The organism is Leclercia sp. UBA5076, from assembly GCF_002416465.1.
Taxonomy (GTDB): domain Bacteria; phylum Pseudomonadota; class Gammaproteobacteria; order Enterobacterales; family Enterobacteriaceae; genus Enterobacter.
Map to the genome: position 1 here is coordinate 182,665 of NZ_DIAO01000004.1, position 25,143 is coordinate 207,807.

Consider the following 25,143-nt stretch of genomic DNA (forward strand, 5'->3'; position numbering starts at 1 on the left):
GATTATGTTTTGTGTGCAATGTGAACAAACCATCCGTACCCCAGCTGGCAACGGCTGCTCTTACGCACAGGGCATGTGCGGTAAAACCGCAGAAACCTCCGATCTGCAGGATTTACTGATCGCCTCCCTGCAGGGTTTATCCGCCTGGGCAGTTAAAGCCCGGGAATATGGCATTATCGACCACTACGTTGATCACTTCGCCCCGCGCGCGTTTTTCTCTACCCTGACTAACGTGAACTTCGACTCCCCGCGCATTGTGGGCTACGCCCGCGAAGCCATCGCCCTGCGTGAAGCCCTCAAAGCGCAGTGCCTGAATGTGGATGCCAGCGCCCAGGTCGATAACCCGATGGGTGACCTGCAACTGGTCAGCGACGACCTCGGCGATCTGCAGCGCCAGGCGGCTGAATTTACCCCGAACAAAGACAAAGCGGCGATTGGCGAGAACATTCTCGGCCTGCGTCTGCTCTGCCTGTACGGCCTGAAAGGTGCCGCGGCTTATATGGAGCACGCCCACGTTCTGGATCAGTACGACAACGACATCTACGCCCAGTACCACAAAATTATGGCGTGGCTCGGCACCTGGCCTTCCGACATGAACGCCCTGCTGGCGTGTTCCATGGAGATCGGCCAGATGAACTTCAAAGTGATGAGCATCCTGGATGCCGGTGAAACCACCAAATATGGCCACCCAACCCCGACGCAGGTCAACGTCAAAGCGACCGAAGGCAAATGCATCCTGATCTCCGGTCACGACCTAAAAGATCTCTACAACCTGCTGGAGCAGACCGATGGCACCGGCGTTAACGTCTACACCCACGGCGAGATGCTGCCCGCCCACGGCTACCCGGAACTGCGTAAATTCAAACATCTGATCGGGAACTACGGCAGCGGCTGGCAGAACCAGCAGGTGGAATTCGCCCGCTTCCCGGGCCCTATCGTGATGACCTCGAACTGCATCATCGACCCGACGGTGGGTGCCTACGATGACCGCATCTGGACCCGCAGCATCGTCGGCTGGCCGGGCGTGAGCCACCTCGAAGGCGACGATTTTGGTCCGGTGATTGCCCAGGCCCAGCAGATGGCGGGCTTCCCCTACAGCGAAATTCCGCACCTGATCACCGTCGGTTTCGGTCGCCAGACCCTGCTGGGTGCGGCAGATTCCCTGATTGATCTGGTGAGCCGCGAAAAACTGCGTCATATCTTCCTGGTGGGCGGCTGCGACGGCGCGCGCGGGGAACGTAACTACTTCACCGACTTCGCCACCAGCGTGCCGGACGACTGCCTCATCCTGACCCTGGCCTGCGGTAAGTACCGCTTCAACAAGCTGGAGTTCGGGGATATCGAAGGGCTGCCGCGCCTGATCGATGCCGGTCAGTGTAACGATGCCTACTCAGCCATCATCCTCGCGGTCACCCTGGCGGAAAAACTGGGCTGCGGCGTAAACGATCTGCCGCTGTCCCTGGTGCTCTCCTGGTTCGAGCAGAAAGCGATTGTGATCCTGCTGACCCTGCTCTCGCTGGGCGTGAAAAACATCGTCACCGGCCCGACGGCGCCTGGCTTCTTCACCCCGGATCTGCTGGCGGTTCTCAACGAGAAGTTCGGTCTGCGTTCCGTGACCACCGTTGAAGAAGATATGAAGCAACTGCTGAGCGCGTAAGGAGTAAAAGTATGACGATGCCAACCCATCAGTGCCCATGGCGGATGCAGGTGCACCACATCCATCAGGAAACGCCGGATGTCTGGACGATTTCGCTGCTGTGCCACGACTATTATCCTTACCGTGCCGGGCAGTATGCGCTGGTCAGCGTGCGTCACTCCGCAGAGACGCTGCGGGCGTACACGATCTCCTCGACGCCGGGCATCAGCGAGTACATTACGCTGACGGTTCGTCGCATTGATGAGGGGGCGGGCTCACAGTGGCTGACAGGTGAGGTGAAGCGTGGGGATTATATCTGGCTCTCTGACGCGCAGGGAGATTTTACCTGCGACGATAAGCCGGACGATAAATTCCTGCTGCTGGCCGCCGGCTGCGGCGTCACGCCGGTGATGTCGATGCGGCGCTGGCTGGCGAAGAATCGCCCGCAGGCTGACGTGGCGGTGATCTTCAGCGTGCGCTCGCCGCAGGATGTCATTTTTGCAGACGAATGGCGTCACTACCCGGTTACCCTGGTGGCGGAAAACAACGCTACAGAGGGGTTTGTCGCCGGTCGCCTGAGTCGCGAACTGCTGCAAAGCGTACCGGATATCGCCTCCCGCACGGTGATGACCTGTGGTCCGGCGCCCTATATGGCAATCGTTGAAGAAGAGGTGAAGGCCCTGGGCGTGACCCGCTTCTTTAAAGAGCAGTTCTTTACCCCGGTCGCGGAAGCCGCCACCCACGGATTGAAGATCACCAAACTGCAGCCTGCGAAAACCTTCTTTGGCCGCGTGGGCAGTACGCTGCTGGAGGCGCTGGAGAGCAATAACGTGCCGGTGGTGGCTGCCTGCCGTGCAGGCGTGTGCGGCTGCTGTAAAACAAAAGTGGTGGACGGGAACTATACCGTTACCAGCACCATGACGCTGACGGATGCCGAAGTGGCGGAAGGCTATGTGCTGGCCTGCTCCTGCCATCCGCAGGGGGATCTGGTGCTGGCCTGAAAAAACGCCTGGTGGCGCTACGCTTGCCGGGCCTACAAAAGAGCGCGAACCGTAGGCCGGGCAAACGCAGTGCCGCCCGGCATTACCGCTGCAGAGGAATTACTTCCACGCCGGATCGCTGACCACCGCAAACCGCCCTGCCCCCAAAAATGCCACCGCCAGCGCCCCCACAAAGAAATAGACCAGACTCTCAATCGCCCATGCCCCTACCGCATCCAGCGCGAAGGTTTTCCCGGTACCTACCATCAGCCACGCCACCACCATGGTGAACGCTAATATCAGCGCCGCCGGACGGGTGAGAATGCCGAGAATAATCAGGATCGGCGCCACCACTTCACCCATCAGCACGCCCCAGGCGATAAAGCCCGGCAGCCCTTTTGCCACCAGCATGCCTGCAATCCCCCCGACCCCGTCGATAGCCTTATGCAGGCCATGAAACAGCATCAATCCCCCCACCGCCAGCCGCAGCAACAATCTGCCGAAATCTTCGTGCGTTAGCGTTTTATTAACAGCAAGTAACAATGATTTAACCATCTGAATTGACTCCATTTTTAACTAAACTCATACCACAATATGACGAAATGTTGCACAGTGAAAGCAACTATTAATAAGGGGGATTCCGCGGGCATGCCGGTCAGTTTCATCTAAGCTTGAAAGCGTTATCACATTCAGGAGATGGACTACCATGAAACAAACCGTGGCGAACTATATTGCGAAAATGCTGGAACAGGCCGGGGTAAAACGGATCTGGGGTGTTACCGGGGATTCCCTCAACGGTCTGAGCGACAGCCTGAACCGAATGGGCACCATCGAATGGATGCCGACCCGCCATGAGGAGGTCGCCGCGTTCGCCGCCGGGGCCGAAGCTCAGCTGACCGGAGAGCTGGCGGTCTGTGCGGGCTCGTGCGGGCCTGGCAATCTGCACCTGATCAACGGTCTGTTTGATTGTCACCGTAATCATGTCCCGGTGCTGGCTATCGCCGCGCACATTCCGTCGAGCGAGATTGGCAGCGGCTATTTTCAGGAGACGCATCCGCAGGAGCTGTTCCGTGAATGCAGCCACTACTGTGAACTGGTCTCCTCCCCTGAGCAGATCCCCCAGGTGCTGGCCCTGGCGATGCGCAACGCCATTCTGAAGCGCGGCGTTTCGGTGATTGTGCTGCCAGGCGACGTGGCGCTGCAGGCGGCGCCGGAAAGTGCCAGCACCCACTGGTATCCTGCGCCCCAGCCGGTGGTGACGCCCGCCCACGCGGAGCTGAAAAAACTGGCCCAGCTGCTGCGCTACTCCAGCAACATCGCCCTGATGTGCGGCAGCGGCTGCGCCGGAGCCCACGAGGAGCTGCTGGAATTTGCCGGCACACTTAAGGCGCCGATTGTTCACGCCCTGCGCGGGAAAGAGCATGTAGAATACGATAACCCCTACGACGTGGGGATGACCGGGCTAATTGGCTTCTCCTCCGGGTTCCACACCATGATGAATGCCGACACCCTGGTGCTGCTCGGGACCCAGTTCCCCTATCGCGCGTTTTACCCCACCGACGCCAAAATTATCCAGATCGACATTAACCCCGCCAGCATCGGGGCGCACAGTAAAGTGGATATGGCGCTGGTGGGCGACATCAAGGCGACCCTGAGCGCACTCATGCCGCTGCTGGAGGAGAAGACCGATCGCACCTTCCTGGATAAAGCCCTGAGCGATTATCGCGATGCCCGCAAAGGGCTGGATGACAAGGCGAAACCCAGCGATAAAGCGCTGCACCCGCAGTATCTGGCCCAGCAGATCAGTCGTTACGCCGCCGAGGATGCCATCTTTACCTGCGACGTGGGTACCCCCACCGTCTGGGCGGCGCGTTACCTGAAAATGAACGGCAAGCGCCGCCTGCTGGGGTCGTTTAACCACGGCTCAATGGCCAACGCCATGCCGCAGGCGCTGGGGGCGAAAGCCACCGCGCCGGACCGTCAGGTGGTGGCGATGTGCGGCGACGGCGGCTTCAGTATGCTGATGGGCGACTTCCTTTCAGTGGCGCAGATGAAACTGCCGATCAAAATCATCGTCTTTAACAACAGCGTGCTGGGCTTTGTGGCGATGGAGATGAAAGCGGGCGGCTATCTGACCGACGGTACGGATCTGCACGACACCAACTTCGCCGCCATCGCCGAAGCCTGCGGTATCACCGGTATTCGCGTGGAGAAAGCCTCGGAAGTGGATGATGCCCTCAGCCGCGCCTTTGCCACCGACGGCCCGGTGCTGGTGGATGTGGTGGTGGCCAAAGAGGAGCTGGCTATTCCGCCGCAGATCAAACTGGAACAGGCGAAGGGCTTTAGTCTCTATATGCTGCGCGCCATTATCAGTGGCCGCGGTGACGAAGTTTTGGAGCTGGCAAAAACCAACTGGCTCAGGTAAAACATTTCACATCACCTTTTAAACTATAGGGATGTGAAATGATTGATTTACGTAGCGATACCGTAACCCGCCCGACGCAGGCCATGCTCAAGGAGATGCTGGCCGCACCGGTCGGGGACGACGTCTATGGCGATGACCCCACCGTTAACGAACTTCAGCGCTATGCCGCCGAACTGAGCGGCCACGAGGCTGCGCTGTTCCTGCCCACCGGCACCCAGGCGAACCTGGTGGCACTGCTCAGCCACTGCGAGCGCGGCGAAGAGTATATCGTCGGCCAGGGAGCGCATAACTATCTGTACGAAGCGGGCGGCGCGGCGGTGCTCGGCAGCATTCAGCCGCAGCCTATCGATGCCGCCCCCGACGGCACCCTGCCGCTGGACAAGGTGGCGGCTAAAATCAAAGCCGACGACATTCACTTCGCCCGCACCAGACTGCTCAGCCTCGAAAATACCCATAACGGCAAAGTGCTGCCGCGCGACTACCTGAAAGCGGCGTGGGAGTTTACCCGCGAGCGTAAACTGGGGCTGCACGTTGACGGCGCGCGCATCTTCAACGCCGTGGTGGAGTATGGCTGTGAGCTGAAAGCGATTACGCAATATTGCGACTCGTTCACCATTTGTCTCTCCAAAGGGCTGGGCACGCCGGTGGGCTCCCTGCTGGTGGGCAACGCCGACTACATCAAGCGCGCCAACCGCTGGCGCAAAATGACCGGCGGCGGCATGCGCCAGGCCGGGATCCTCGCCGCGGCAGGTCTGTACGCCCTGAAAAATAACGTAGTCCGCCTGAAGGACGATCACGACAACGCCGCGTGGATGGCTGCGCAGCTGCGCGAGATCGGCGCCGACGTGATGCGTCACGACACCAACATGCTCTTTGTCCGCGTCGGAGAGGAACACGCCGCAGCATTAGGCGAGTTTATGAAGGCGCGCGGCGTGCTGATTAACGCCTCGCCGGTGGTGCGTCTGGTGATGCATCTCGACGTTAACCGCGAGCAGCTGACAGACGTGGTTGCCCACTGGCAGGCATTTTTGCAGCGCTAAGGAGTCCACGTGCCGCAACGTATTCTGGTGCTGGGTGCCAGCGGGTATATCGGTCAACATCTGGTGGCCGCCCTGAGCGCACACGGGCACCAGGTCCGGGCTGCGGCACGCAGCATTGAACGTCTGCAAAAGCAGGCCCTGCCCCACGTCACCTGCCATGCTATCGACCTCAACTGGCCGCAGACGCTGGCGGCGCTGCTGGAGGGGGTGGATACCCTTTACTATCTGGTACACAGCATGGGCGAAGGGGGGGACTTTATCGCCCACGAGCGGCAGGTGGCGATGAACGTGCGCGACGTGCTGCTGGAACACCCGGTTAAGCAGATTATCTTTCTCAGTTCGTTACAGGCACCGGCGCATGAGCAGTCCGACCATCTGCGCGCCCGGCAACTTACCGCCGATATCCTGCGCAGCGCCGGGATCCCGCTTACCGAACTGCGGGCCGGGATCATCGTTGGCGCCGGTTCTGCCGCCTTCGAAGTGATGCGCGATATGGTCTATAACCTGCCGGTGCTGACCCCGCCGCGCTGGGTCCGCTCCCGCACCACGCCGATTGCGCTGGAGAACCTGCTGCACTATATGGTGGAGCTTCTCAACCACCCGGCCACGCAGCACCGGGTGCTGGAGGCCGCCGGACCCGAGGTGTTGAGCTATCAGCAGCAGTTTGAACATTTTATGCGGGTAAGTGGCCGTCGTCGCCCGCTGATCCCCATTCCTTTCCCGACCCGCTGGATCTCAGTGTGGTTTTTAAATGTGATTACCTCCGTGCCGCCGACCATTGCCAAAGCGTTAATCCAGGGGCTGAAACACGATCTGCTGGCTGACGATCGCGCGCTGCGCAACCTGATCCCGCAAACGCTGATCCCCTTCGATGACGCGGTTCGTAACACGCTGAAAGAAGAGGAGAAGCTGGTGAACTCCAGCGACTGGGGCTACGACGCCCAGGCGTTCGCCCGCTGGCGTCCGGAATATGGTTACTACCCGAAACAGGCCGGATGCACGGTGAAAACCACCGCCAGCCTCAGCGCCCTGTGGGAAGTGGTGAACCAGATCGGCGGTAAAGAGCGCTACTTCTTTGGCAACGCGCTGTGGCAAACCCGGGCGATGATGGATCGGCTCGTCGGGCATAAGCTGGCGAAAGGCCGTCCGGCCGCGCCATATTTGCAAACCGGCGATACCGTTGACAGCTGGAAGGTAATTATCGTTGAACCTGAAAAGCAGCTGGCGCTGCTGTTTGGCATGAAAGCCCCCGGCCTCGGGCGGTTGTGCTTTACGCTCAAGGACAAAGGCGACCACCGGGAGCTGGACGTGCGCGCCTGGTGGCATCCGCACGGCATGCCAGGTCTGTTCTACTGGCTGCTGATGATCCCGGCGCACCTGTTTATCTTCCGGGGAATGGCCCGGCGTATTGTTTTTCTGGCAGAACAAAACAGAGAAAAAGAGTAATTAAAACTCTGAATCTTTCACGTTTCCCATTGCATACAGTCGTAATTCACGGAAGAATGCGCACGAAATTCTTTCAATACAGTGGATCGATATGAAGGTACTGGTTACCGGCGCCACCAGCGGCTTAGGCCGCAATGCGGTGGAGTTTTTGCGCAATAAAGGCGTCAGCGTCCGGGCCACCGGTCGTAATGAAGCGATGGGTAAATTGCTGCAAAAAATGGGCGCAGAGTTTGTCCATGCCGACCTGACGGAACTGGTCTCTTCCCAGGCAAAAGTGATGCTGGCCGGAATCGATACGCTGTGGCACTGCTCCAGCTTTACCTCACCCTGGGGAACCCAGGAAGCGTTCGACCTGGCAAACGTGCGCGCCACCCGCCGTCTGGGTGAGTGGGCTGTGGCCTGGGGCGTGCGCAACTTCGTGCATATCTCCTCGCCGTCGCTCTATTTCGACTATCACCACCATCGCGATATCCAGGAAGATTTCCGTCCGGCGCGCTTCGCCTGCGAATTTGCCCGCAGTAAAGCCGCCAGCGAAGAGGTAATCGATCTGCTGGCGCAGTCTAACCCGCATACCCGTTTTACCATTTTGCGTCCGCAGAGCCTGTTTGGCCCGCACGACAAAGTGTTTATTCCGCGCCTGGCGCAGATGATGCACCACTACGGCAGCGTGTTGTTGCCGCGCGGCGGGGATGCGCTGGTGGACATGACCTATTACGACAATGCCATTCATGCCATGTGGCTGGCCAGCCAGCGTGAGTGCGACGGGCTGCCATCCGGCCGGGCATACAACATCACCAACGGCGAGCCACGCTCGCTGCGCAGCATTGTGCAAAAGCTGATCGACGAGCTGAACATTCACTGCCGGATCCGCTCCGTGCCCTACCCGATGCTGGATATTATTGCCCGCAGCATGGAGCGGCTGGGCAATAAGGCTGCCAAAGAGCCGATGCTGACGCACTACGGGGTGTCGAAACTGAACTTTGATTTTACCCTCGATACGCAACGCGCTGAGAGTGAGCTGGGCTATAAGCCGCTGGTGACGCTGGATGAGGGGATTGTGCGCACCGCGGCCTGGCTGCGGGATCACGGGAAGTTACATCGCTAACAGCCCGGCGCGCGGCAGAGAAAAAAACGGCAACCCTGAGGTTGCCGTTTTGCTATTAAAGTGCGGTCCAGGCGTCTGCCCATGCCAGGCCTACGCCTGGTTCATAGTAAGCCGGGGTGCTGTTACACCAGCCGCTGTACGGGAACGGCTTGCACTGGAAGAGTTTACCGTGGTTGTTCACGATATCCCCTGCGTTGTACTTGTTGTTGGCGCTCCACGCCGCGTAAGTGTCTGAGCCTTCGTCACCTGACGGGGTCTGCGCTTTCGCTTTCACGTTCAGCAGGTAAGTCGTGGTGTCGCTCAGCTCGCCATCGCTGACGGTCAGGCTCACTTCAATCTGCTGAGCCGTTGCTGCTTCAGGCGCAGTAAAGGTCACTACCGCTTTGTCTTCACCGGAGACGGTCTGGCCGTCCTGGGAACGCCAGGTATAGGTCAGTTTGTTGCCATCTTCGTCAGTGGAGCCTTCCGCGCTCAGGGAGACCTGGGCACCCGCGTCAACCGCCCCAACCGGGCCGGAAATGACCGCAACCGGCGCATGGTTAGTCACAGCTGGCGTCTCATCTGCTGGCGTATTGTCTGCCGGGGTGTTATCAGCCGGAGTATTATCCGCTGGCGTATTGTCTGCCGGGGTATTGTCCGCTGGCGTATTATCGCTCGGGTTAACCGCAGAGCCATCGTCATTGACGATATTCACGTTAAAGAACTTCTGCACGCACTTGGTGTAATCGCCCTCTTTAAAGGCGCTGAATGGCGTCTGATAACCCACCAGCTGACAGGCGTAGGTTTTGCCGTCCGGCGTATCTGCGCTCCATCCCCAGTCCTGTTCCCAGTAAATTTTCAGGGCACCGGCGCCGCCTTCATCAAACTGCTTCATGTTGGCACAGCCCAGGACTTCATTTTCCGGAACCGGCACTTTCAGGTAGTTGGCGAACTCTTTGTAGTATTTGATCCGGTTTTCGGACTGGGCAATTTCCGTCGGGCCGCCACATTCCACGCCGCCGTTAATGATCTGGGTGGTCACGCCGAAGCCCGGTACCAGGCCGTTAGCTTTGTCGTGATCGTTTGGCTGCCAGGTGCCGTCGATGACCTGCAGCATGCTCGGCTTCGGCGGTTGCGGGTAGGCGAAGAAGAAGATGGCGCTCGCCAGGTTCAGCCAGGTGTCGGCAACCAGCTCCGGTTTGTCCAGCAGCGTGCGGACGTCGCCAAACATCGCTTCCGAGAACGGACCGTAGTTATAGTTGTAGGAGAGCTGCTTGGCGCCGCGGCCAAAGTAGCTCAGGAAATCGCCGTCTTTGTCTTTGCCGCACGGCCAGGTCTGTCCCTGCCAGACATCCGGGTTGCATTCGCCGTTATAGCCGCCCTTCTGGCCTTCGCTCCAGCCCATTTCGCGAACGTATACCAGCGCCTGACGCCATTCGGCTTCCGGACGCCAGGATTCATGCCCGCCGGTCTCCTGCGCGAAGTGTGCAAACATGGTCGCCAGCTCTTTACGGCAAATCGCCAGGCTGTCGCGGCCATCGGTGTAGGTATCGCACAGCGCCGGGAATTTACCCACCGCTTTCAGTAAGTTGCTGTAGCTGTACTCTTTGGCGCGCAGCGGGAACAGATACTCCCAGTCGCTCTCCTTCAGAATGCTTTCAACACGCTTCACGTTATCTGGATTGGTCGCCTTACCCGGCTCAATCTGCTCCACCAGGGCGTTATCCAGGGTGCGGATTGTCGCCTTGACCGACTTCATCAGCGGAAAATCCGTTAACGCCTGCTCTTTTTTTGCCAGATCGCTGGCTTTTATCGTGTAGGGTTCACTGCTTTCCGCCTTGAGCATGTTTGCCTGTGCCATTACTGGCGCAACACACGCCCCCGCGACCAGAATGCTCAGCAATGTCCTTTTATTCATCTACGTTGTTCCTTTTAAAAACGATAATAAGCAATACGAACTCGATTTATGTATTAACCCTTTAATAAATAAATCCGGGACAGCAACCTTTTCTTTCTGAAGAACACTCGTAAGATATTCTTCAAAAAAAACTGACTATCGGTACTGCGACATCCGTTTTATTCTTTGATATTTCGCCCAGACTTTTCTGGCGTAAATCCTGCGCTGGGGATAATTCTCCGGTTTCAGTCCCGCGTTATAGGCGCCGACCGCCTCCCAGTTATAGCCGTAAACGTTAATCATGCCGGAGAGAATAGAAGCGCCAACCATAATAGAGGTGCAGGGCTCCGTTATTAACCGGTATTCATCAATGCCCTTTTTTTCCAGTTCAGCAAAATGCGTACTATTTATTTGCATCAGACCGACATCCCGGGAGCCGTCGTGGTTATAACCGACCGCGTTCGGATTGAGGCCGGACTCCACGTCCGCAATGGCAAATAATAACCAGGGATCGACATGGTAATATTTCCCGGCAGAATTCCAGCAGTTGGCTAATACCCCCTGACTGATTAACAACAACAGAAAAATAACGCGTTTCATCTCTTCACCTGGCCGACGCTGATGGACTGACCGCGCGGTGAAGCGCGGTCATTGATGGCGGGCAAAGATCGCGCCCGCCATCTCAGAGAAGGACGATTATTTGCAGTCTGCTGCTGCGCCTTCTTTCACCCATACATCGCTGTTGGCTGGGTTATCACCACGGGTCCACCACTTCGCACGGTAAACGAAACCTTCATAAGTGGTCGTGTCGCCGCCGTTATAAACCATTTCGGGTTGCCAGCTGAACTTCACTTTGCTGACCAGTTCCCATGCTCCCTCGCCAAAGCCAGGCTGGTTGCCCTGAGTCCAGTACTTCGCTTTCCAGACCAGATGGTCGAAGCTAACGGTATCGCCAGTGTTGTAGACCTTGCTGCTGCTCCACGCAGCATATTTGCTGGCGTTGGCATCGACAGGCTTATCACAGCTACCGGTTGCTCCTTCGTCGGACGGAGGAGTATCTTCATCAGCTGGTGGCGTGACGTCATCCGCAGGCGGCGTGACATCATCGGCTGGCTCAGACGCTTTTGGCGTGACGTTAACCTGCACGGTTGAGTGCACGCTCTCTTTGCCATCGCCGACCACTACGCTCAGGGAGTAGCTGGACTCGGAGGTCACCTCCGGCGCAGTGATGCGCACGCTTGAGGTATTGATACCGGTAGCATTCATCTCTGCCGGTACGCTCCAGCTATAGGTCAGCGCATCGCCATCTGGATCGGATGCCTGGACATGCAGGGACTGCGTCTGACCCGCTTCCAGGGTGACGGCCTGCATTGGGTTAACCACCGGAGCCTGGTTCGCTTTAGGCGCTTTGTTGACGACCTGGACGTTCACGGTGCTGGAGAGCCCTTTCGCATCGGTCACGGTCAGACGGAAGGCCAGGGTATGGTCGCTGGTCACAGCCGGAACGCTAAAGGTGGCTTTCGCGGAGGTGCTGTTCGCGATATTCACCGCGGTTCCGGAAATCTGCGTCCACTTGTAGGTCAGCGCATCGCCATCCTGGTCGGAAGAAGCAGAACCATCCAGCGTGACGGTCACCGGACCGGTCACGGTCTGGTCAGCAGCGGTCGCCACAGGCGCGTGGTTGGTGTTCGCTGGCTCGTCAGAAGAGGAACCGTTGCCCAACAGGCTTTCGTTCATGGCGTTCAGGATATCGCCGTTATCGGATTCAATAGACCATGCGAACAGACCGCCGAGGTTTTTGTCCAGTACGTACTTGCCTTTCGCCGCAACCGAACGGGCGTCGTCATAGCTCACCAGCTCGCCGGTGGCTTTGTTGAACAGGTAAGGCGCTTCTGCCGCGCTGTCATATTTGTACTCCCAGCCTGGCTTGCCTTTCATCTGATTGGCAATCACGCGGTAGTCAATGATACCCGCTTCCCAGGTACCCGGAATTGCGCCAGTCGCGGTGCCGGTGAATGGATTGTCGCCGGTGTAGCCGTGTACGCCGGTCCAGCCGCGACCGTACATCGCCGCACCCACTACGATTTTGCCCGGCTGTACTTTCTGGTCCAGCATCGCTTTCACGGCGTTATCGGTGGTGTAGTTGGTATCTGGTTTCCAGGAAGCACCGTACAGCGCCGCCTGGTGACCCAGTTCGGTGTTACTCCATGCGCCGTAGTAGTCGTAGCTCATCAGGAAGATGTGGTCGATGTACTGCTGTGCAGTGGTGTAATCGACATCTTCAATCTTATCTCTACCGGCGCCGATAGCGGTGGTCAGCTCGTAAGTACGGCCAGTCTCAGCAGACAGCTCGTTCAGCATGGCGCGCAGATCGTGCATCAGTGCGGTATAGGTGGCTTTGTCGGTCTGCGGGTTGCCCAGTTTGGCATTCTCGCCGCCGCCGCCCGGGAATTCCCAGTCGATATCCACGCCATCAAACACTTTCCAGGTTTTCAGGAACTCTTTAACTGAGCCGACGAAACGGTCGCGCAGCACTTTGTTGTCCATCTGGAAGAAGGGATCGGACAGGGTCCAGCCGCCCACAGAAGGCAGGATCTTCAGGTTTGGATTGGCTTTTTTCATCGCCATCAGCTGGCCGTAGTTACCTTTGTACGGTTCGTCCCAGCCGGTCACACCTTGCTGTGGTTTTTGCAGCGCAGCCCACGGGTCATGAATGGCGACGGTGTAGTCCTGACGGCCAGCACAGGCGCGTTTCAGGGATTCCAGCGCGCCGGAAGATTTAGCGCTGTCGTTGATGCCATCGCCACCGCAAATTGGAATGAAGCCGTAAAGAATGTGGTTCAGGTTGGCAACCGGGATTTTATCCACGGTGAAGTTACGGTCGTATACGCCCCACTCAGGGAAATAGGCCGCAACCACTTTATCGGTATGTTTGGCGAACGCTTTGTTGTTCTCATGAAGCGTGGTGTTTAATGGCAGCAGGTGGCTACCGTCGGTATCCGCCACAATGATCAGTTTGCTGGCGCTGGTGCTACAGCCGCTGTCATTACATACCTGAACCTGCTCCTGGTAACGGCCCCCTTTTTTCACCTTAAAGGTGGCGGAGCCTGTCGCGCCGCTCGCGCCAGACCAGACTTCCTTACCATCCAGCAGCACTTTTGCCGAGGTTGGAGCATCACCACTCCAGACATTCCACTCAACTTTAACGTCTGCGCCATCGTGAACTTTTACCAGAGAGTTATAGTCCTGCGCGGCCTGGTCAACTTCAACAATAGCAAACTTGTCGTTGCCGCTGGTCAATGATGGCACACCTGGAACGGCTGCAAATACAGGGCTGGTTGCCGCTGCAACAAAAAGCGCCAGGTATTTAGGCTTAAAGAAATTCATTTTCATATCCTAATAACTCTACGTGAACTTTAAAAAACATGTCTTCCTTAAACATGAAATAAAACCAACATGGATTTAAAAAAAATTAAATACATAATGAATTAAAATGTTTTTAATATTTTCAGTTAATCTTAATTATAAAATTAACGTCACATGCGGTTTATAACGAAGATAGTATTAGCAAAAAAATGATTACTCACCTCTTTCCCTTGTCGAAAAAATCTCAAAATATAATTGACAGATTTAATTAGGGGATGAGTGAATAATTTTGCAAAATAAAGGTAATAACGCCTCCGGCCGCCAGTGCCGGGCCAAAAGGAATGTGCGCGGCTTTTTGATCCGCTTTAATAAAGAGGAGATGTCCGGCAATGCCGGTTAACGACGCCAGTAACAGTACATCAGGCAGCGCCTGCCAGCCGCACCAGGCGCCCAGCGCGGCCAGCAGCTTGAAATCACCGTAACCCAGACCTTCGCGACCGGTTATCAGGCGAAACGTCCAGTAGACAAGCCAGAGAGAGAGGTAGCCCGCCACGGCGCCGATAATGGCATCGCGCAGGGGCAGCGTCGGGCTGATAAGGTGGACCAGCAGCCCGGCCCACAGCAGCGGTTGTGTCAGGCAGTCCGGCAGCAGCAGATGCCGCCCATCGATGAGGGCGAGCGGCAGCAAAAAGGCGCTCAACAGCCAGAGGGAAAAGAGCCCGGCAAGGTCTGGCATAGACCAGGCGGTGGTGCCAAAAAAGAGGAAGGTAAAGGCTTCAAGTAACCATAAACGCAATGGGATAGCGCTGCCGCAGTAGTGGCAGCGCCCGCGTAGCGCCAACCAGCTTACCAGTGGGATATTTTGCCACCAGGCCAAATCATGCTGGCATGCCGGGCAGTGCGAGCCCGGAACGAGTAAGTTAATCCCGGCCTCATCTTCAAGCAGCATCGGCGGGATCCGCTCTGCTACCACGCCGAGAAAGCTGCCGATAATTGCGCCAAAAACGGCGCTCATCAGGCTGAACAGGCCCGGGCTGCTCTCTCTGAACAGGACGAAAGCCGTCATGCCGTTTTTTTCCAGCTAAGCTGGATCTCTGCCCTGACGTCACGCTGGTGGTCGACAGGAGTCAGCTTTATTTTCTCCAGTTTGATCCCTGAGGTGGCGTTAATTTCGCGCAACCAGTTCTTCAGCTCATTGATCTCCATCCGGGGCACAATAAACGATAACGTCTGCCCCTCCTGACGCACATCATTTAGCGGCAGCTTTATTTGCTTTGCGCTGTTTTCCACCACGCTACGCGGATTGTCGGTTGTTAATTGCTGCACCTGGAGATGGTTTTTATCGATTTCGCTACGCATCCAGTTAAGGGTATCTCTCTGGCGCTTCAGCGTTGACTGGCTATTTTTAATCATATTATCCAGCGGAACCATGCCGCCGTAATAGACGACGGCGCAGCCCAGCGCCGCGGCGCAGAATTTCATCAGCACCTTTTCACGGGCAGAGTAATTCTGATACCGCGCTTTAAGCTGTGCGACACGCTCTTTCATTTGTGTTTCCCCGTGATCATGGCGGTAAAGGGCGCGACCGTTGAAACCGGCTGCAGCGAAAAGTTGAAATCCGCACTGCTCTGCTGAATGAACGCCTGCAGCGATGCGCTGTTCTGGCTGCTGGCGCTGAGCGTCCAGCGGTTTTGCGAACCGTCATAATCCAGCAGGTTAATTTCTATACCCGGAACCGCCTGCTTCGCTTTGTTCAGATCCGCCATTTGCAGAAAGACGCCTTTGTTAACCTTCTTCAGGTTCTGACCAAAGTGATACTTAATATTGCTTTGCTGGCGAAGGCTGGGGAAATGATACTGATAGACCGTGGCGATCTCCTGTTGCAGCTGGTTTTCCTGGTGCACCAGCAGCAGGGCCATTGCCAGTCTCGGCCCCAGCAGCAATCCGACGCTGAGCAGCGCCAGGGCAACCATTGCCCCTTTCATGCCTTTGGAGGCACCGCCCTGGGCGCCGCGGGGATGAAACTCGCCGTGCAGCACATTGGCCCGGCAGTTCTGCCACTGCGGCTGGATCAGCACTAACGGGTGCTGCCAGGGTAAGGATTCATCCACCGCAATTCCGGCAGGCGCCTCGCCATAGCAGCGCACCATCCCCGGCTGAGATTTCGCCATCAGCAGCGGCAGCAGCGAGGCGTCGGCTTCACAGGCGCTGGCCGGTGAAAAGCGCAGCCAGTAGCTCTCATCCAGCGCAACCAGCGTGCTTCCTCCTTCCACGACCGGCAGCAGCCAGGCGTCAGGCAGGGCCTGAACGACCTTCAGCCCGGCCTGCTCAAAGCGGGTGAGCCAGTTGCGCAAGCGCCGACCCTCAATGGCGACAGCATCCACTTCCTCTCCTTTTTTGCTCAATACCGTCCAGTGCAGGTCGTCGACGTCACCGATCAGCGTCTCCTCGGCCATCCACGAGAATGGCGTCGCCTGGGCGCTGAGCCCTTTCTTTGGCAGGGAGAAGTGGCGGAAGATCGTCTCACCGGCGGGTAACAGCAGACAGATGCGCGACGCCAGCGGATGGTCCGCAAGCGTCGACAGGGCCGCCATGCCGTGGAGCGTATTGACCTGCTGGCTCCCGGATTCGCACCATGCAATGGTCCCGTCCTCGCGGCTGTCGGGACGTACAAAAAGTATCTTTTTCATCGGTATCGGCTTTTATTATTCAATCATTCGGTAACGGCGCTGCCAGGTTACGATCTCGCCCGCTTCACTGTTAACCTGAAGCTGACTGACCACGCGCAGCGTTAAATCATCGGTGTTGCCGGTGTAGTTCACCCGGAAGTAGCGACTGTTGACGGCTACCTGTTCAGCCACCTGAGTTAACTCGTCTTTCAGCTGGGGAAAATTTTGCTCCAGCGCCTTGCTGAAGGCCTCCACGTTTTCCCATCCCGCTTCCGGGCGTGACGCGAGCAGCCGGGCGGCGTCATCCTCCGTCAGTTTTCCCGCAAACAGCGCCGCCAGCAGTTTTGCCTGTTCAGGCTTGAGGGTATTGACGTTGATCTTGCTGCTGGCATCCGGCAGGGCGCACAGTAGCGCGCTGACTTTGGCATAGGCCGATGCCGGAAACGCGGGCAGCAGCCTGATTTCGCTGATGTTGCGCATCATCTGGTTGGCCGGAAGCCGCGCGGGCTGCACACCTGCCCAGGCATCACTCTCCGCGGCCCCTTTCGCCGTGGTGCTGTCGCCGTCCAGGTAATCCACCAGCTGTTGATAGACCTGCTCAGCGGTGATCTGATCCAGACCCGCGTCGGCCAGCAGTTGTTCAACCGTCTGCTGCTTACGGGACTTCTCCGGTATGGCTGACGTGGCCTGATCCTTTGCCGCCTGCTCCACGGTGAGCAGATTATTGACGTTAAAGCAGTCCTGCGCGTCCTCAACCTGGCTCACCACCGTGTAAAACTCCCCCTGTGTCTCAAGGGGTTGATGCCACTCACCGTCCGGCTCCAGCGGATTCTCGCCGCTGGCGGCGGTCTGCAACAGCTGCTTCACCGCCTGCTCCTGGCGCTGTATCGCCCAGCGCAGCTGCTGCTGGCTCACCTGGTAGTGGGTTTTCTGTAAATTACGGCTGAACTGTTGGCTGATTCTGGCCGCCAGGGCCGACATCATCACCAGCAGGATTAGCACCACCAGCAGCGCAACGCCCCGCTGCTGGCTTTGATTCATTTTGTTCATGGCTGACTTTCCGGTACCGGTGCTGGCGCTTGTTCAGGAGCGGACGCAGGCTTCGCCTCTTCGGGCTTTTCAGCCGTTTTCACGGCGATCTGCGGCTGCGGCATGTCGCCTGGGGTGGTAAAGACCCAGCGCCAGGTGTCGCCGCTCTCCATGGTCAGGGTCAACTCGACCCCGTCTGGCTGATGCCCGCTCTCTCGCCAGGGCTTCTGCCATGAACCGCTGAAAAATCGCCACTGGGCGGATTTCACCTCAGAGACAATCGGCACCACTTCGGGTTTTACGCCTGCCGGGCTGTCGATGGTCGGCCAGACATCGCGCCACAGCCGGTGATCCTCAAACCGCCAGCGCACCCGCTCCAGCTGGACATGCCCGCTCACCCCGTTGAGGGTGGTCAGTTCGATGGCGTTATCATCCTGGCGAAAAACGTCGGGTTCATTGCGCGGTGCCCGGGCCTGCTGCTGAAAAAAATCACGCTCCAGCAGGCTCCAGGCGCGCTGGATCTGATTGAGCCTGGACGCGTTGCGATCGGTGGCATTGCTGGTACGCATCGCGCCGTCGAGGATCTGCCAGGCGAGGGTGCTGATCACCGCAAAGATGGTCAGCGCAATCATGATCTCCAGCAGCGTAAAGCCGCGCTGGCTTTGCCGTTTCTTCATTTTTTCTCTCCCGGAGGCAGTACCCGCATCGCTACCACCGGCTGGCTCTCATCCCCTTCGGCATAGACCAGGATCTCCTCCGCCCAGCGCTTATCGGCAACCTTCACCCGCTGCATCCGCCAGTTCCAGTTGCGCCCGCCCATCAGTTCCGTCCCCTTCTGCCCTGCATCCGGGAAGTCGCTCTTGGTCAGCTGCGCTTCGGCGAGCAGATTCTCAGCGACCCAGCAGGCCTGGAGGGTATCCGCCAGACCGTGGGTAAAGCGCACGTTCAGGGAGACAGAGTTCATTAACGCCAGCGCGGCGGTGGAGAAGATCACCAGGGCGACCATCACCTCCAGCAGCGTCATCCCGCGCTGCGAGGCATTTCGTTTAGCCATCGTTCTCTACCGTAACCGGTGCCGCGCCCTGCGACACCACGCGGAAATGGTGTTGTTTATCGTCACTCTGTAATGTCAGGGTGAAACGGCTCATCTCGCCGTCCGGCAAAAAGACGATCTGCGGCTCGGCGTCAGGCGTGGCGGCCAGACGCTGCGGGGTGAGCGAGACGTGCATCCCTTCAGGGAAGTCGCCCCCGGTAGTGATACGGCGTTGCGCTAACGGCACCCAGCGGCGTTCACCCTTTTTTTCATTGAGCGTCATCAGCTGATATTTATCCGGCGTCACCACCAGGCCCACAATATTTCCGTCCATCACCGCCCGGTCGGAACCATATTCAACAACGGCTTTTAATTGCTGACCAAATATATCCGCGCCGTTGCGCGACGGTATTGTTGAGACCACCATCATGGCGCAGCTGGCGAATATCACCAGCGCGAGAATAATTTCCAGCAGCGTAAAGCCGCGTTGCCTGTTCATTATTTTTTATTGAGCGACCAGTTGGTAATATCGTCTGCGGTATTGGCTTCGCCGTCCGGACCGGCGGAGAATACGTCAACGGCGCCATGTTCGCCCGGGCTGACCAGAATGTAATCACTGCCCCACGGATCCTGCGGCAGGCGGCGAATATAGCCGTCAGCGCGGTAGCCGTTCGGGATTGGCGCGATTTCAGGTTTGGTGACCAGCGCCTGCAGGCCCTGTTCAGTGGTGGGATAACGGTGGTTATCCAGCTTATACATATCCAGCGAGCCTTCCAGCGCCACAATATCGCTGGTGGCTTTCTGGATATCCGCTTTCTCTTTATTTCCCATTAAATTCGGCACCACCATACTGGCCAGTACGCCGAGAATAACAATGACCACCATTAATTCGAGCAAAGTAAAGCCCGCCTGGCCCGCCAGGTTTTTTCGTTTCATCGCCATAATTAACCTACCATATTATTAAGTTGCAGAAGCGGTTGTAATATTGACATCACAATAAACAGAACGATGGTCGCCATAGAGACCACCAGCGCCGGTTCAAATACCGACAGCGTTAAAGTGATGCGATGCTGTAATGCTGATTCCTGGTTTTCGGCCGCGCGATCCATCAGGTTACCCAGCTCGCCGCTCTCTTCGCCGGAGGCAATCATGTACAGCATGGTGGGCGGGAATAATCTCGCCTGCTCCAGGGCGGCATATAACGAGGCTCCCTGGCGCACGGTGTCCGCCGCCTGTTCCAGCACCTGGCGGGCGTGCAGATTTTCAATCCCGTCCATGGCGATATACATCCCCTCAAGCAGCGGCACGCTGCTGGCCTGCAAAATACTGAGGGTGCGGATATAGCGCGCGCTGTTGATGGCGCAGACCAGTTTTTTGATTGGCGAGGCGTTAACCAGCCAGCGGTGCCAGACAAAGCGGTTCCGGGCGTTTTTAAGCCAGCTTTTAAAGCCGATAAATGCCGTGACCAGCCCGCCGCCGATATAGAGGCCATACGCCTGCAGGAAATCACTCACCGCGATCAGCGTGCGGGTGGTGATCGGCAGTTGCTGTTTCATATGGGTAAACTGCTCAATCACCTGCGGCACCACCGCCACCAGCAGGATGCAGATCACCGCCACCGCCACCACCGTCAGGGTGATGGGGTAAACCATCGCCTGGGTGAGCTTGCTTTTCATCTTCTGGCGCTGCTCGTTGTACTCCGCCAGTTTTTCCAGCACGTCCCCGAGATGGCCGGTTTTTTCCCCGGCCATCACCAGGGTGCAGTAGAGTTTGTCGAAGGTGCGCGGAAACTGGCTGAAGGCGTCAAACAGCGTGTGCCCTTCCACCACTTTGTCGCGGATCCCGGTCACCATCGCCGCCAGCTTTTTATCTTCCGACTGCTTTGCAATCGCCTTCAGGGCGCTCTCCAGCGGCAGCGCGGCGTTCACCAGAGTTGACAGCTGACGGGTGAACATCGACAGCACCGGGGTGGAGAGTTTGATCCCCTTCTGCGCGCTACCGGTTGTCGCAGGTTCGCGGGTCGGCGTAATGCTCACCGGCATCAGCTTTTGCTCACGCAACGTCTGGCGAACCTGCTTCGGCCCCTCGGCCTGCAGGATGCCGCGCTGGGTTTTCCCCGCCGCACTGGTGGCTGTCCACGCATACCACGCCATTATTCATCTCCCCCGCGCTCGGCGGTGACGCGCATGACCTCTTCCAGGGAGGTGACGCCGGAAATCACCTTCAGCAGGCCGTTTTCACGCAGGCTGTAGGCCTGTTTGAAGAGTTCGGTCTCGATGGACATTTCATCTTTATCTTCGTGAATGGCCCGGCGCATCGCGCTGTCCACCACCAGGAATTCATGGATCCCGGCTCGCCCCTGATAGCCGCTCTGACGGCACTGCTCGCAGCCCACCGCGCGATAAATCGCCTTCGGCGGGGTCGCCATAAAGCTGAACAGCGCTTTTTCATTGGCGTCCAGCGGACTGGTGGTCCGGCAGTGTACACACAGCCGACGCACCAGACGCTGGGCAATGACACCCAGCAACGATGATCCGATTAAAAATGACTCCAGGCCCATGTCGCGCAGGCGGGTGATGGCCCCTGCCGCGCTGTTGGTGTGCAGCGTGGACATCACCAGGTGACCAGTGAGAGACGCCTGCACCGCAATCTGCGCGGTTTCGCCGTCACGGATTTCACCGATCATCACCACGTCCGGGTCCTGGCGCAGAATGGCGCGCAGCCCGCGGGCAAAGGTCATGTCGACGCGCGGGTTAACCTGGGTTTGCCCCACCCCTTCCAGCTCATACTCGATGGGATCTTCAACGGTGAGGATGTTGCGTTCATGGCCGTTCAGCGCCGAAAGAATGGCGTACAGGGTGGTACTTTTCCCGGAACCGGTCGGGCCGGTGACCAGAATGATGCCATGCGGACGGCCAATTAATCCCTTCAGCTGCTGTAACTCTTCGTCGATTAGACCCAGCTTGTTAATGTCCGGCTTGAGATTGCTTTTATCGAGCAGACGCATCACTACCCGCTCGCCGTACTGCGAGGGGATGGTGGAAACACGCACGTCGATGGCTTTACGCCCGATACGCAGCGAAATACGCCCATCCTGCGGCAGGCGTTTTTCGGCGATATCGAGCTTCGACATCACCTTGATACGGGACACCAGCAGCGGCGCCAGCTTGCGCGCCGGTTGCAGCACCGGGCGCAGCACGCCGTCGACGCGAAAGCGGATGCTCAGGGTACGCTCAAAGGTTTCGATATGAATATCCGAGGCACCATCTTTCACCGCCTCGCCGAGAATGGCGTTGATCAGGCGGATCACCGGCGAGTTTTCGTCGTTATCCAGCAGATCCTCGTTATCCGGGATCTCCTCGGTCAGCGCCATCAGATCGATATCGGCATCCATGTCATCCACCAGCTGCTGCGAGACACCGCTATTCTGCTGCCAGATTTTAGCCAGCATCTCGTCAAACGCCTCTGGCGTCAGGACAACCGGCGTAAAAGAACGGGCCAGCACCCGGCGCATCTCCAGCAGAGCAAAGGCCGGGGCGTCATCGCGGACAAAGACCTGATCCTGATAAAAGAGGACGCCGTTATCCTTGGCAAAGCTGCTGGTGCATAAGGCATTGGTGAGTTCATCCATCTCCCGCCCCCTTACCCTTTAAACGGATTGCGCGGGGCCGGAGTGGCGGAAGTGCCCTTAGACGGATAGGCCGGTAGCACCGCTGTGTCATCGTTAGAGACAATGCCCAGCTTTTTCTCCTCCATGCGCTGCTGCTGGCGCGCGCGGATCTGGTCATATTTTTCCTTCGACGAGGCGCTGTAGCTATCGTCATCCCGCAGAACGGTGGTATGGATAAAGACCATCAGGTTACGTTTCGAGGTATCCTGGGAGGTGTAGCGGAACAGCTGTCCCACCAGCGGAAGATCCCCCAGCAGCGGCACTTTCGAGACATTCTGTTTGGTGACGTTCTCCATTAACCCGCCGAGCACTACCGTCTGCCCGCTGTGCACCATCACTTCGTTATTGATGGTACGGGTGTTGAAGGTTGGACCGAGGCTGGCATCTTCCGTCGCGCTGGCATCCACGCTGGAAACTTCCTGCTCAATCTTCAGGTGGATGATGTCACCGTCGTTGATCTGCGGAATAATTTTCAGCTTGGTACCGACCGTCTTACGCTCCACCGAGTTAAAAACATTATCGCCGCTGGTGGTCTGCGAGCCGGACAGGACCGGCACATCCTGACCCACGTTGAACGACGCCTCTTTGTTATCCAGGGTGACCACACTCGGGGTTGAGAGAATGTCGTTTTTACCGTCAGTAGAGAGGGCGGTCATCAGCGCGCCAAAATCACCGTTAAAGAAGCCGGTCGCCATACCGGTAAAGCTGGTCCCTTTCATGGTACCGTTCTTGATCTGGCTGATTGGCAGACCGGTGGCACCAAACTGCACGCCGCCATGTTTGCCGGTCCACTGCACGCCAAGGTCGAGGCCGTTGCCGTCCTGCACTTCGGCAATGATCGCTTCTACCAGCACCTGCGGACGGCGGATGTCGAGTTTGTCGATCACTTTTTCCAGCGAGTTCATCACGTTAGGCTGGGCGGTGATCACCAGTGAGTTGGTGGCCTCGTCGGCAGTGATATTCAGATCGCTGCTGGCGGAGGCCGTTTTGCTTTTTGACGCTGGCGCTTTGTCTTTCAGCTGTTCGCCAATGCCGGTGAGCACCGGCACGACTTTGCTGGCATTGGCATATTTCAGATAGAAAACGCGGGTATTGCCCTCGTTGTTCTGCTCCCGATCGAGCTCACTTACCAGCGACCGGGTGCGCGCGCGGGCCTCTTCCGAGCCGCTGATCACCAGGCTGTTGGTCTCGTCATCGGCAACGACTTTCGTCGCCAGCTGCGGCGCGTTCTGCCCTTTTTGCTCTTCGTTGTTGAGATTGTTCAACATATCGGAGAGCGCTTTGGCTGAGGCATAGCGTAGCGGTACGATTTCGCGACGCTGCATGCCGGAGCGATCGACCCGCTGGACCAGATCCACCAGCCGGTTCACCACCGAGGCTTTACCGGTCAGCAGCAGCACGTTAGAGGGTTCAAAGTGGACCACGTTACCAATGCCGGAGGCATCGTTCAGCTGGCGCAGCAGCGGCGCCAGCTCACGCACCGGCACATTTTCCATCCGCACCACGCGAGTGATAATCTCATCGCCTTTGCCGGGATGCTGACTGTCCGCCAGCGGCACGCCCGCGGTACGCGCCACCGTGGAACGCACCACTTTCACCATGCCGTTATCCATCGGGATCACCGACAGACCGTACAGATCCAGCACGCTCAGGAAGAACTGATAGTATTCCTCTTCCGTCAGCACGTTATAGGTCTTAACCGATACGTTGCCCTGCACGGAGGGATCGACCAGAATGGTTTTATTAAGGTTGCGCCCTACCGTATCGATAAATTCTCGAATATCGGTGTTCTTAAAACTGGCGCTGAAGTTCGCCGCCATCACCGAACTGGAAATAAAAGAGGCGGCAGTCAGCGCGAGACATGCCCAGGGAAATTTCTTCATCTCATTACACTTGTTAATTGGTTAATACATTAACCCGAATATTTTCAAGGTGAGCGTGGCGTCTGACTACGACTTCCGCTTCTCTCATTTTCGACCAGCTGGCAATAATACTTTTTGCCTGCTCCGCTCGCGTCATATCGACGGAATTCACTTTCACTACCACATCCCCCTTTTCCAGCCCGCTCGCGCTAAAAAAGGAAGAGGCATTTTTGGGCTTGATTTGATAGCCTTCGAGCTGCCCTTTTTCGATATAGGGTTTCAGCACCAGATAATCGTCAAGATGGACATTATCCGCCCCGGCATCGCCTTTAGGCTTCAGTGCGGGCGAAGAATTGATGTCGCCTTTGAAATAGTCAGGGCGTTTTAACGCCAGCACCTGCCGCTCGCCCTCGTAACTCACCACCACGTTATCGGGATTAATTTCATCGATGTAGGCATCGTTGTAACCGGGCAGCGGGTCGCCTTCACGCAGACTCTTCTGCCCGACAGGCGTTTTGATAACGGCGAAGGAGAGCCACGCTTCGTCGCTGTTGATGATGCCGTCCACCTCGGCAGAAATGCTCTTTTTTGCCGCCTGCTGTGCCACGGGTTGGTTAACCGCTGGCTGGAAAAGGGCAAAGTCCTGCTCTGACTGTCGCATGCGGGAAAGCGCGGGTGCCTTATTCGGGTCGGAATTGGCCGCCTTTTTATACGCTTTAAATACGACATATCCCTGCTGGCCGCTAAATATCAGCAGAACAAACATTACGCATGGCGCAATAAACCGGGAATAGAGCTGCATTTTCATTTTTAATAGTGACCTTTTAGTCAATGCAGAAGTTAGCAGCCTGGCGCTGCACCTGAAAACTCTGAAATAGTAATAATGATGTGCCTCCCGCTCCATCGGGTTTGCCACTAACTTTAATACAGAAAAATATTGACCAGATAATTAACCGATGTTAGTCAGTCGACGCAGGTTATTTTTCTCCTCACGCAAAATTGACCC

General features: G+C 57.4%; 22 protein-coding genes. 6 read left to right on the top strand and 16 right to left on the bottom strand.

Annotated elements, in window-relative coordinates; all coding sequences use genetic code 11:
• Positions 1-4 precede the first annotated feature (4 nt).
• On the top strand, positions 5-1,657 hold the full coding sequence (gene hcp, locus B3X29_RS04480; RefSeq protein ID WP_156654198.1) for a hydroxylamine reductase: 1,653 nt from the start codon (positions 5-7) through the stop codon (positions 1,655-1,657).
• A gap of 11 nt (positions 1,658-1,668) precedes the next feature.
• Positions 1,669-2,637 carry an NADH oxidoreductase gene (hcr, locus tag B3X29_RS04485; RefSeq protein WP_159339215.1) on the top strand — a complete coding sequence of 323 codons (969 nt, stop codon included), beginning with the start codon at positions 1,669-1,671 and terminating at the stop codon, positions 2,635-2,637.
• Positions 2,638-2,736: 99 nt separating this feature from the next.
• On the opposite strand, the gene B3X29_RS04490 is transcribed toward hcr, so the two are convergent.
• A complete protein-coding gene (locus B3X29_RS04490) occupies positions 2,737-3,171 on the bottom strand; it encodes a DoxX family protein (protein ID WP_156654197.1) in 435 nt (144 codons plus the stop codon).
• A 151-nt stretch (positions 3,172-3,322) separates the two neighbouring features.
• Here B3X29_RS04490 and poxB point away from each other — a divergent pair, with 151 nt between their 5' ends.
• The 4 genes from poxB to B3X29_RS04510 all read left to right on the top strand — a co-directional run bounded on the left by poxB (position 3,323) and on the right by B3X29_RS04510 (position 8,632).
• The gene (gene poxB / locus B3X29_RS04495; RefSeq protein ID WP_159339216.1) at positions 3,323-5,041 is read left to right on the top strand and encodes a ubiquinone-dependent pyruvate dehydrogenase; all 1,719 of its coding nucleotides are present in this window, start codon (positions 3,323-3,325) and stop codon (positions 5,039-5,041) included.
• Between the two features lie 38 nt (positions 5,042-5,079).
• Positions 5,080-6,081 carry a low-specificity L-threonine aldolase gene (gene ltaE, locus B3X29_RS04500; RefSeq protein WP_159339217.1) on the top strand — a complete coding sequence of 334 codons (1,002 nt, stop codon included), beginning with the start codon at positions 5,080-5,082 and terminating at the stop codon, positions 6,079-6,081.
• A 9-nt stretch (positions 6,082-6,090) separates the two neighbouring features.
• Positions 6,091-7,527 carry an SDR family oxidoreductase gene (locus B3X29_RS04505; protein WP_159339218.1) on the top strand — a complete coding sequence of 479 codons (1,437 nt, stop codon included), beginning with the start codon at positions 6,091-6,093 and terminating at the stop codon, positions 7,525-7,527.
• Between the two features lie 91 nt (positions 7,528-7,618).
• Positions 7,619-8,632, top strand: a complete 1,014-nt coding sequence (locus B3X29_RS04510; protein ID WP_103178888.1) for an NAD-dependent epimerase/dehydratase family protein — start codon at positions 7,619-7,621, stop codon at positions 8,630-8,632.
• 55 nt (positions 8,633-8,687) lie between these two features.
• On the opposite strand, the gene B3X29_RS04515 is transcribed toward B3X29_RS04510, so the two are convergent.
• The 15 genes from B3X29_RS04515 to gspC all read right to left on the bottom strand — a co-directional run bounded on the left by B3X29_RS04515 (position 8,688) and on the right by gspC (position 24,903).
• Positions 8,688-10,529 carry a glycoside hydrolase family 19 protein gene (locus B3X29_RS04515; RefSeq protein WP_159339219.1) on the bottom strand — a complete coding sequence of 614 codons (1,842 nt, stop codon included), beginning with the start codon at positions 10,527-10,529 and terminating at the stop codon, positions 8,688-8,690.
• Between the two features lie 135 nt (positions 10,530-10,664).
• The gene (gene iagB / locus B3X29_RS04520) at positions 10,665-11,108 is read right to left on the bottom strand and encodes a type III secretion system invasion protein IagB (protein WP_156654193.1); all 444 of its coding nucleotides are present in this window, start codon (positions 11,106-11,108) and stop codon (positions 10,665-10,667) included.
• Between the two features lie 96 nt (positions 11,109-11,204).
• The gene (locus tag B3X29_RS04525) at positions 11,205-13,895 is read right to left on the bottom strand and encodes a glycosyl hydrolase family 18 protein (RefSeq protein WP_156654192.1); all 2,691 of its coding nucleotides are present in this window, start codon (positions 13,893-13,895) and stop codon (positions 11,205-11,207) included.
• A gap of 247 nt (positions 13,896-14,142) precedes the next feature.
• Complete coding sequence (locus B3X29_RS04530) at positions 14,143-14,940, bottom strand: prepilin peptidase (protein WP_103178885.1); 798 nt, start codon at positions 14,938-14,940, stop codon at positions 14,143-14,145.
• Positions 14,937-15,422 (bottom strand): type II secretion system protein GspM, encoded by a 486-nt coding sequence (gene gspM, locus B3X29_RS04535; RefSeq protein WP_156654191.1) that lies wholly within the window; start codon positions 15,420-15,422, stop codon positions 14,937-14,939. The genes B3X29_RS04530 and gspM overlap by 4 nt, the downstream gene beginning before the upstream one ends.
• Entirely contained in the window at positions 15,419-16,564 is a 1,146-nt protein-coding gene (gene gspL / locus B3X29_RS04540; protein ID WP_159339220.1) for a type II secretion system protein GspL, read from the bottom strand. Before gspL ends, gspM begins: the two co-directional genes overlap by 4 nt.
• 15 nt (positions 16,565-16,579) lie before the next feature.
• Positions 16,580-17,593, bottom strand: a complete 1,014-nt coding sequence (gspK, locus tag B3X29_RS04545; protein WP_159339221.1) for a type II secretion system minor pseudopilin GspK — start codon at positions 17,591-17,593, stop codon at positions 16,580-16,582.
• Entirely contained in the window at positions 17,590-18,249 is a 660-nt protein-coding gene (gene gspJ / locus B3X29_RS04550) for a type II secretion system minor pseudopilin GspJ (RefSeq protein WP_159339222.1), read from the bottom strand. Before gspJ ends, gspK begins: the two co-directional genes overlap by 4 nt.
• Entirely contained in the window at positions 18,246-18,626 is a 381-nt protein-coding gene (gene gspI, locus B3X29_RS04555; protein WP_159339223.1) for a type II secretion system minor pseudopilin GspI, read from the bottom strand. The genes gspJ and gspI overlap by 4 nt, the downstream gene beginning before the upstream one ends.
• A complete protein-coding gene (gene gspH / locus B3X29_RS04560) occupies positions 18,619-19,104 on the bottom strand; it encodes a type II secretion system minor pseudopilin GspH (RefSeq protein ID WP_159339224.1) in 486 nt (161 codons plus the stop codon). Before gspH ends, gspI begins: the two co-directional genes overlap by 8 nt.
• On the bottom strand, positions 19,104-19,547 hold the full coding sequence (gspG, locus tag B3X29_RS04565) for a type II secretion system major pseudopilin GspG (protein WP_159339225.1): 444 nt from the start codon (positions 19,545-19,547) through the stop codon (positions 19,104-19,106). Before gspG ends, gspH begins: the two co-directional genes overlap by 1 nt.
• Positions 19,548-19,549: 2 nt before the next feature.
• A complete protein-coding gene (gspF, locus tag B3X29_RS04570) occupies positions 19,550-20,758 on the bottom strand; it encodes a type II secretion system inner membrane protein GspF (RefSeq protein ID WP_103178877.1) in 1,209 nt (402 codons plus the stop codon).
• Complete coding sequence (gspE, locus tag B3X29_RS04575; RefSeq protein ID WP_159339226.1) at positions 20,758-22,236, bottom strand: type II secretion system ATPase GspE; 1,479 nt, start codon at positions 22,234-22,236, stop codon at positions 20,758-20,760. Before gspE ends, gspF begins: the two co-directional genes overlap by 1 nt.
• A gap of 11 nt (positions 22,237-22,247) precedes the next feature.
• Complete coding sequence (gspD, locus tag B3X29_RS04580; RefSeq protein ID WP_156654185.1) at positions 22,248-24,158, bottom strand: type II secretion system secretin GspD; 1,911 nt, start codon at positions 24,156-24,158, stop codon at positions 22,248-22,250.
• A 13-nt stretch (positions 24,159-24,171) separates the two neighbouring features.
• Positions 24,172-24,903, bottom strand: a complete 732-nt coding sequence (gspC, locus tag B3X29_RS04585; RefSeq protein ID WP_103181054.1) for a type II secretion system protein GspC — start codon at positions 24,901-24,903, stop codon at positions 24,172-24,174.
• Positions 24,904-25,143: the final 240 nt, after the last annotated feature.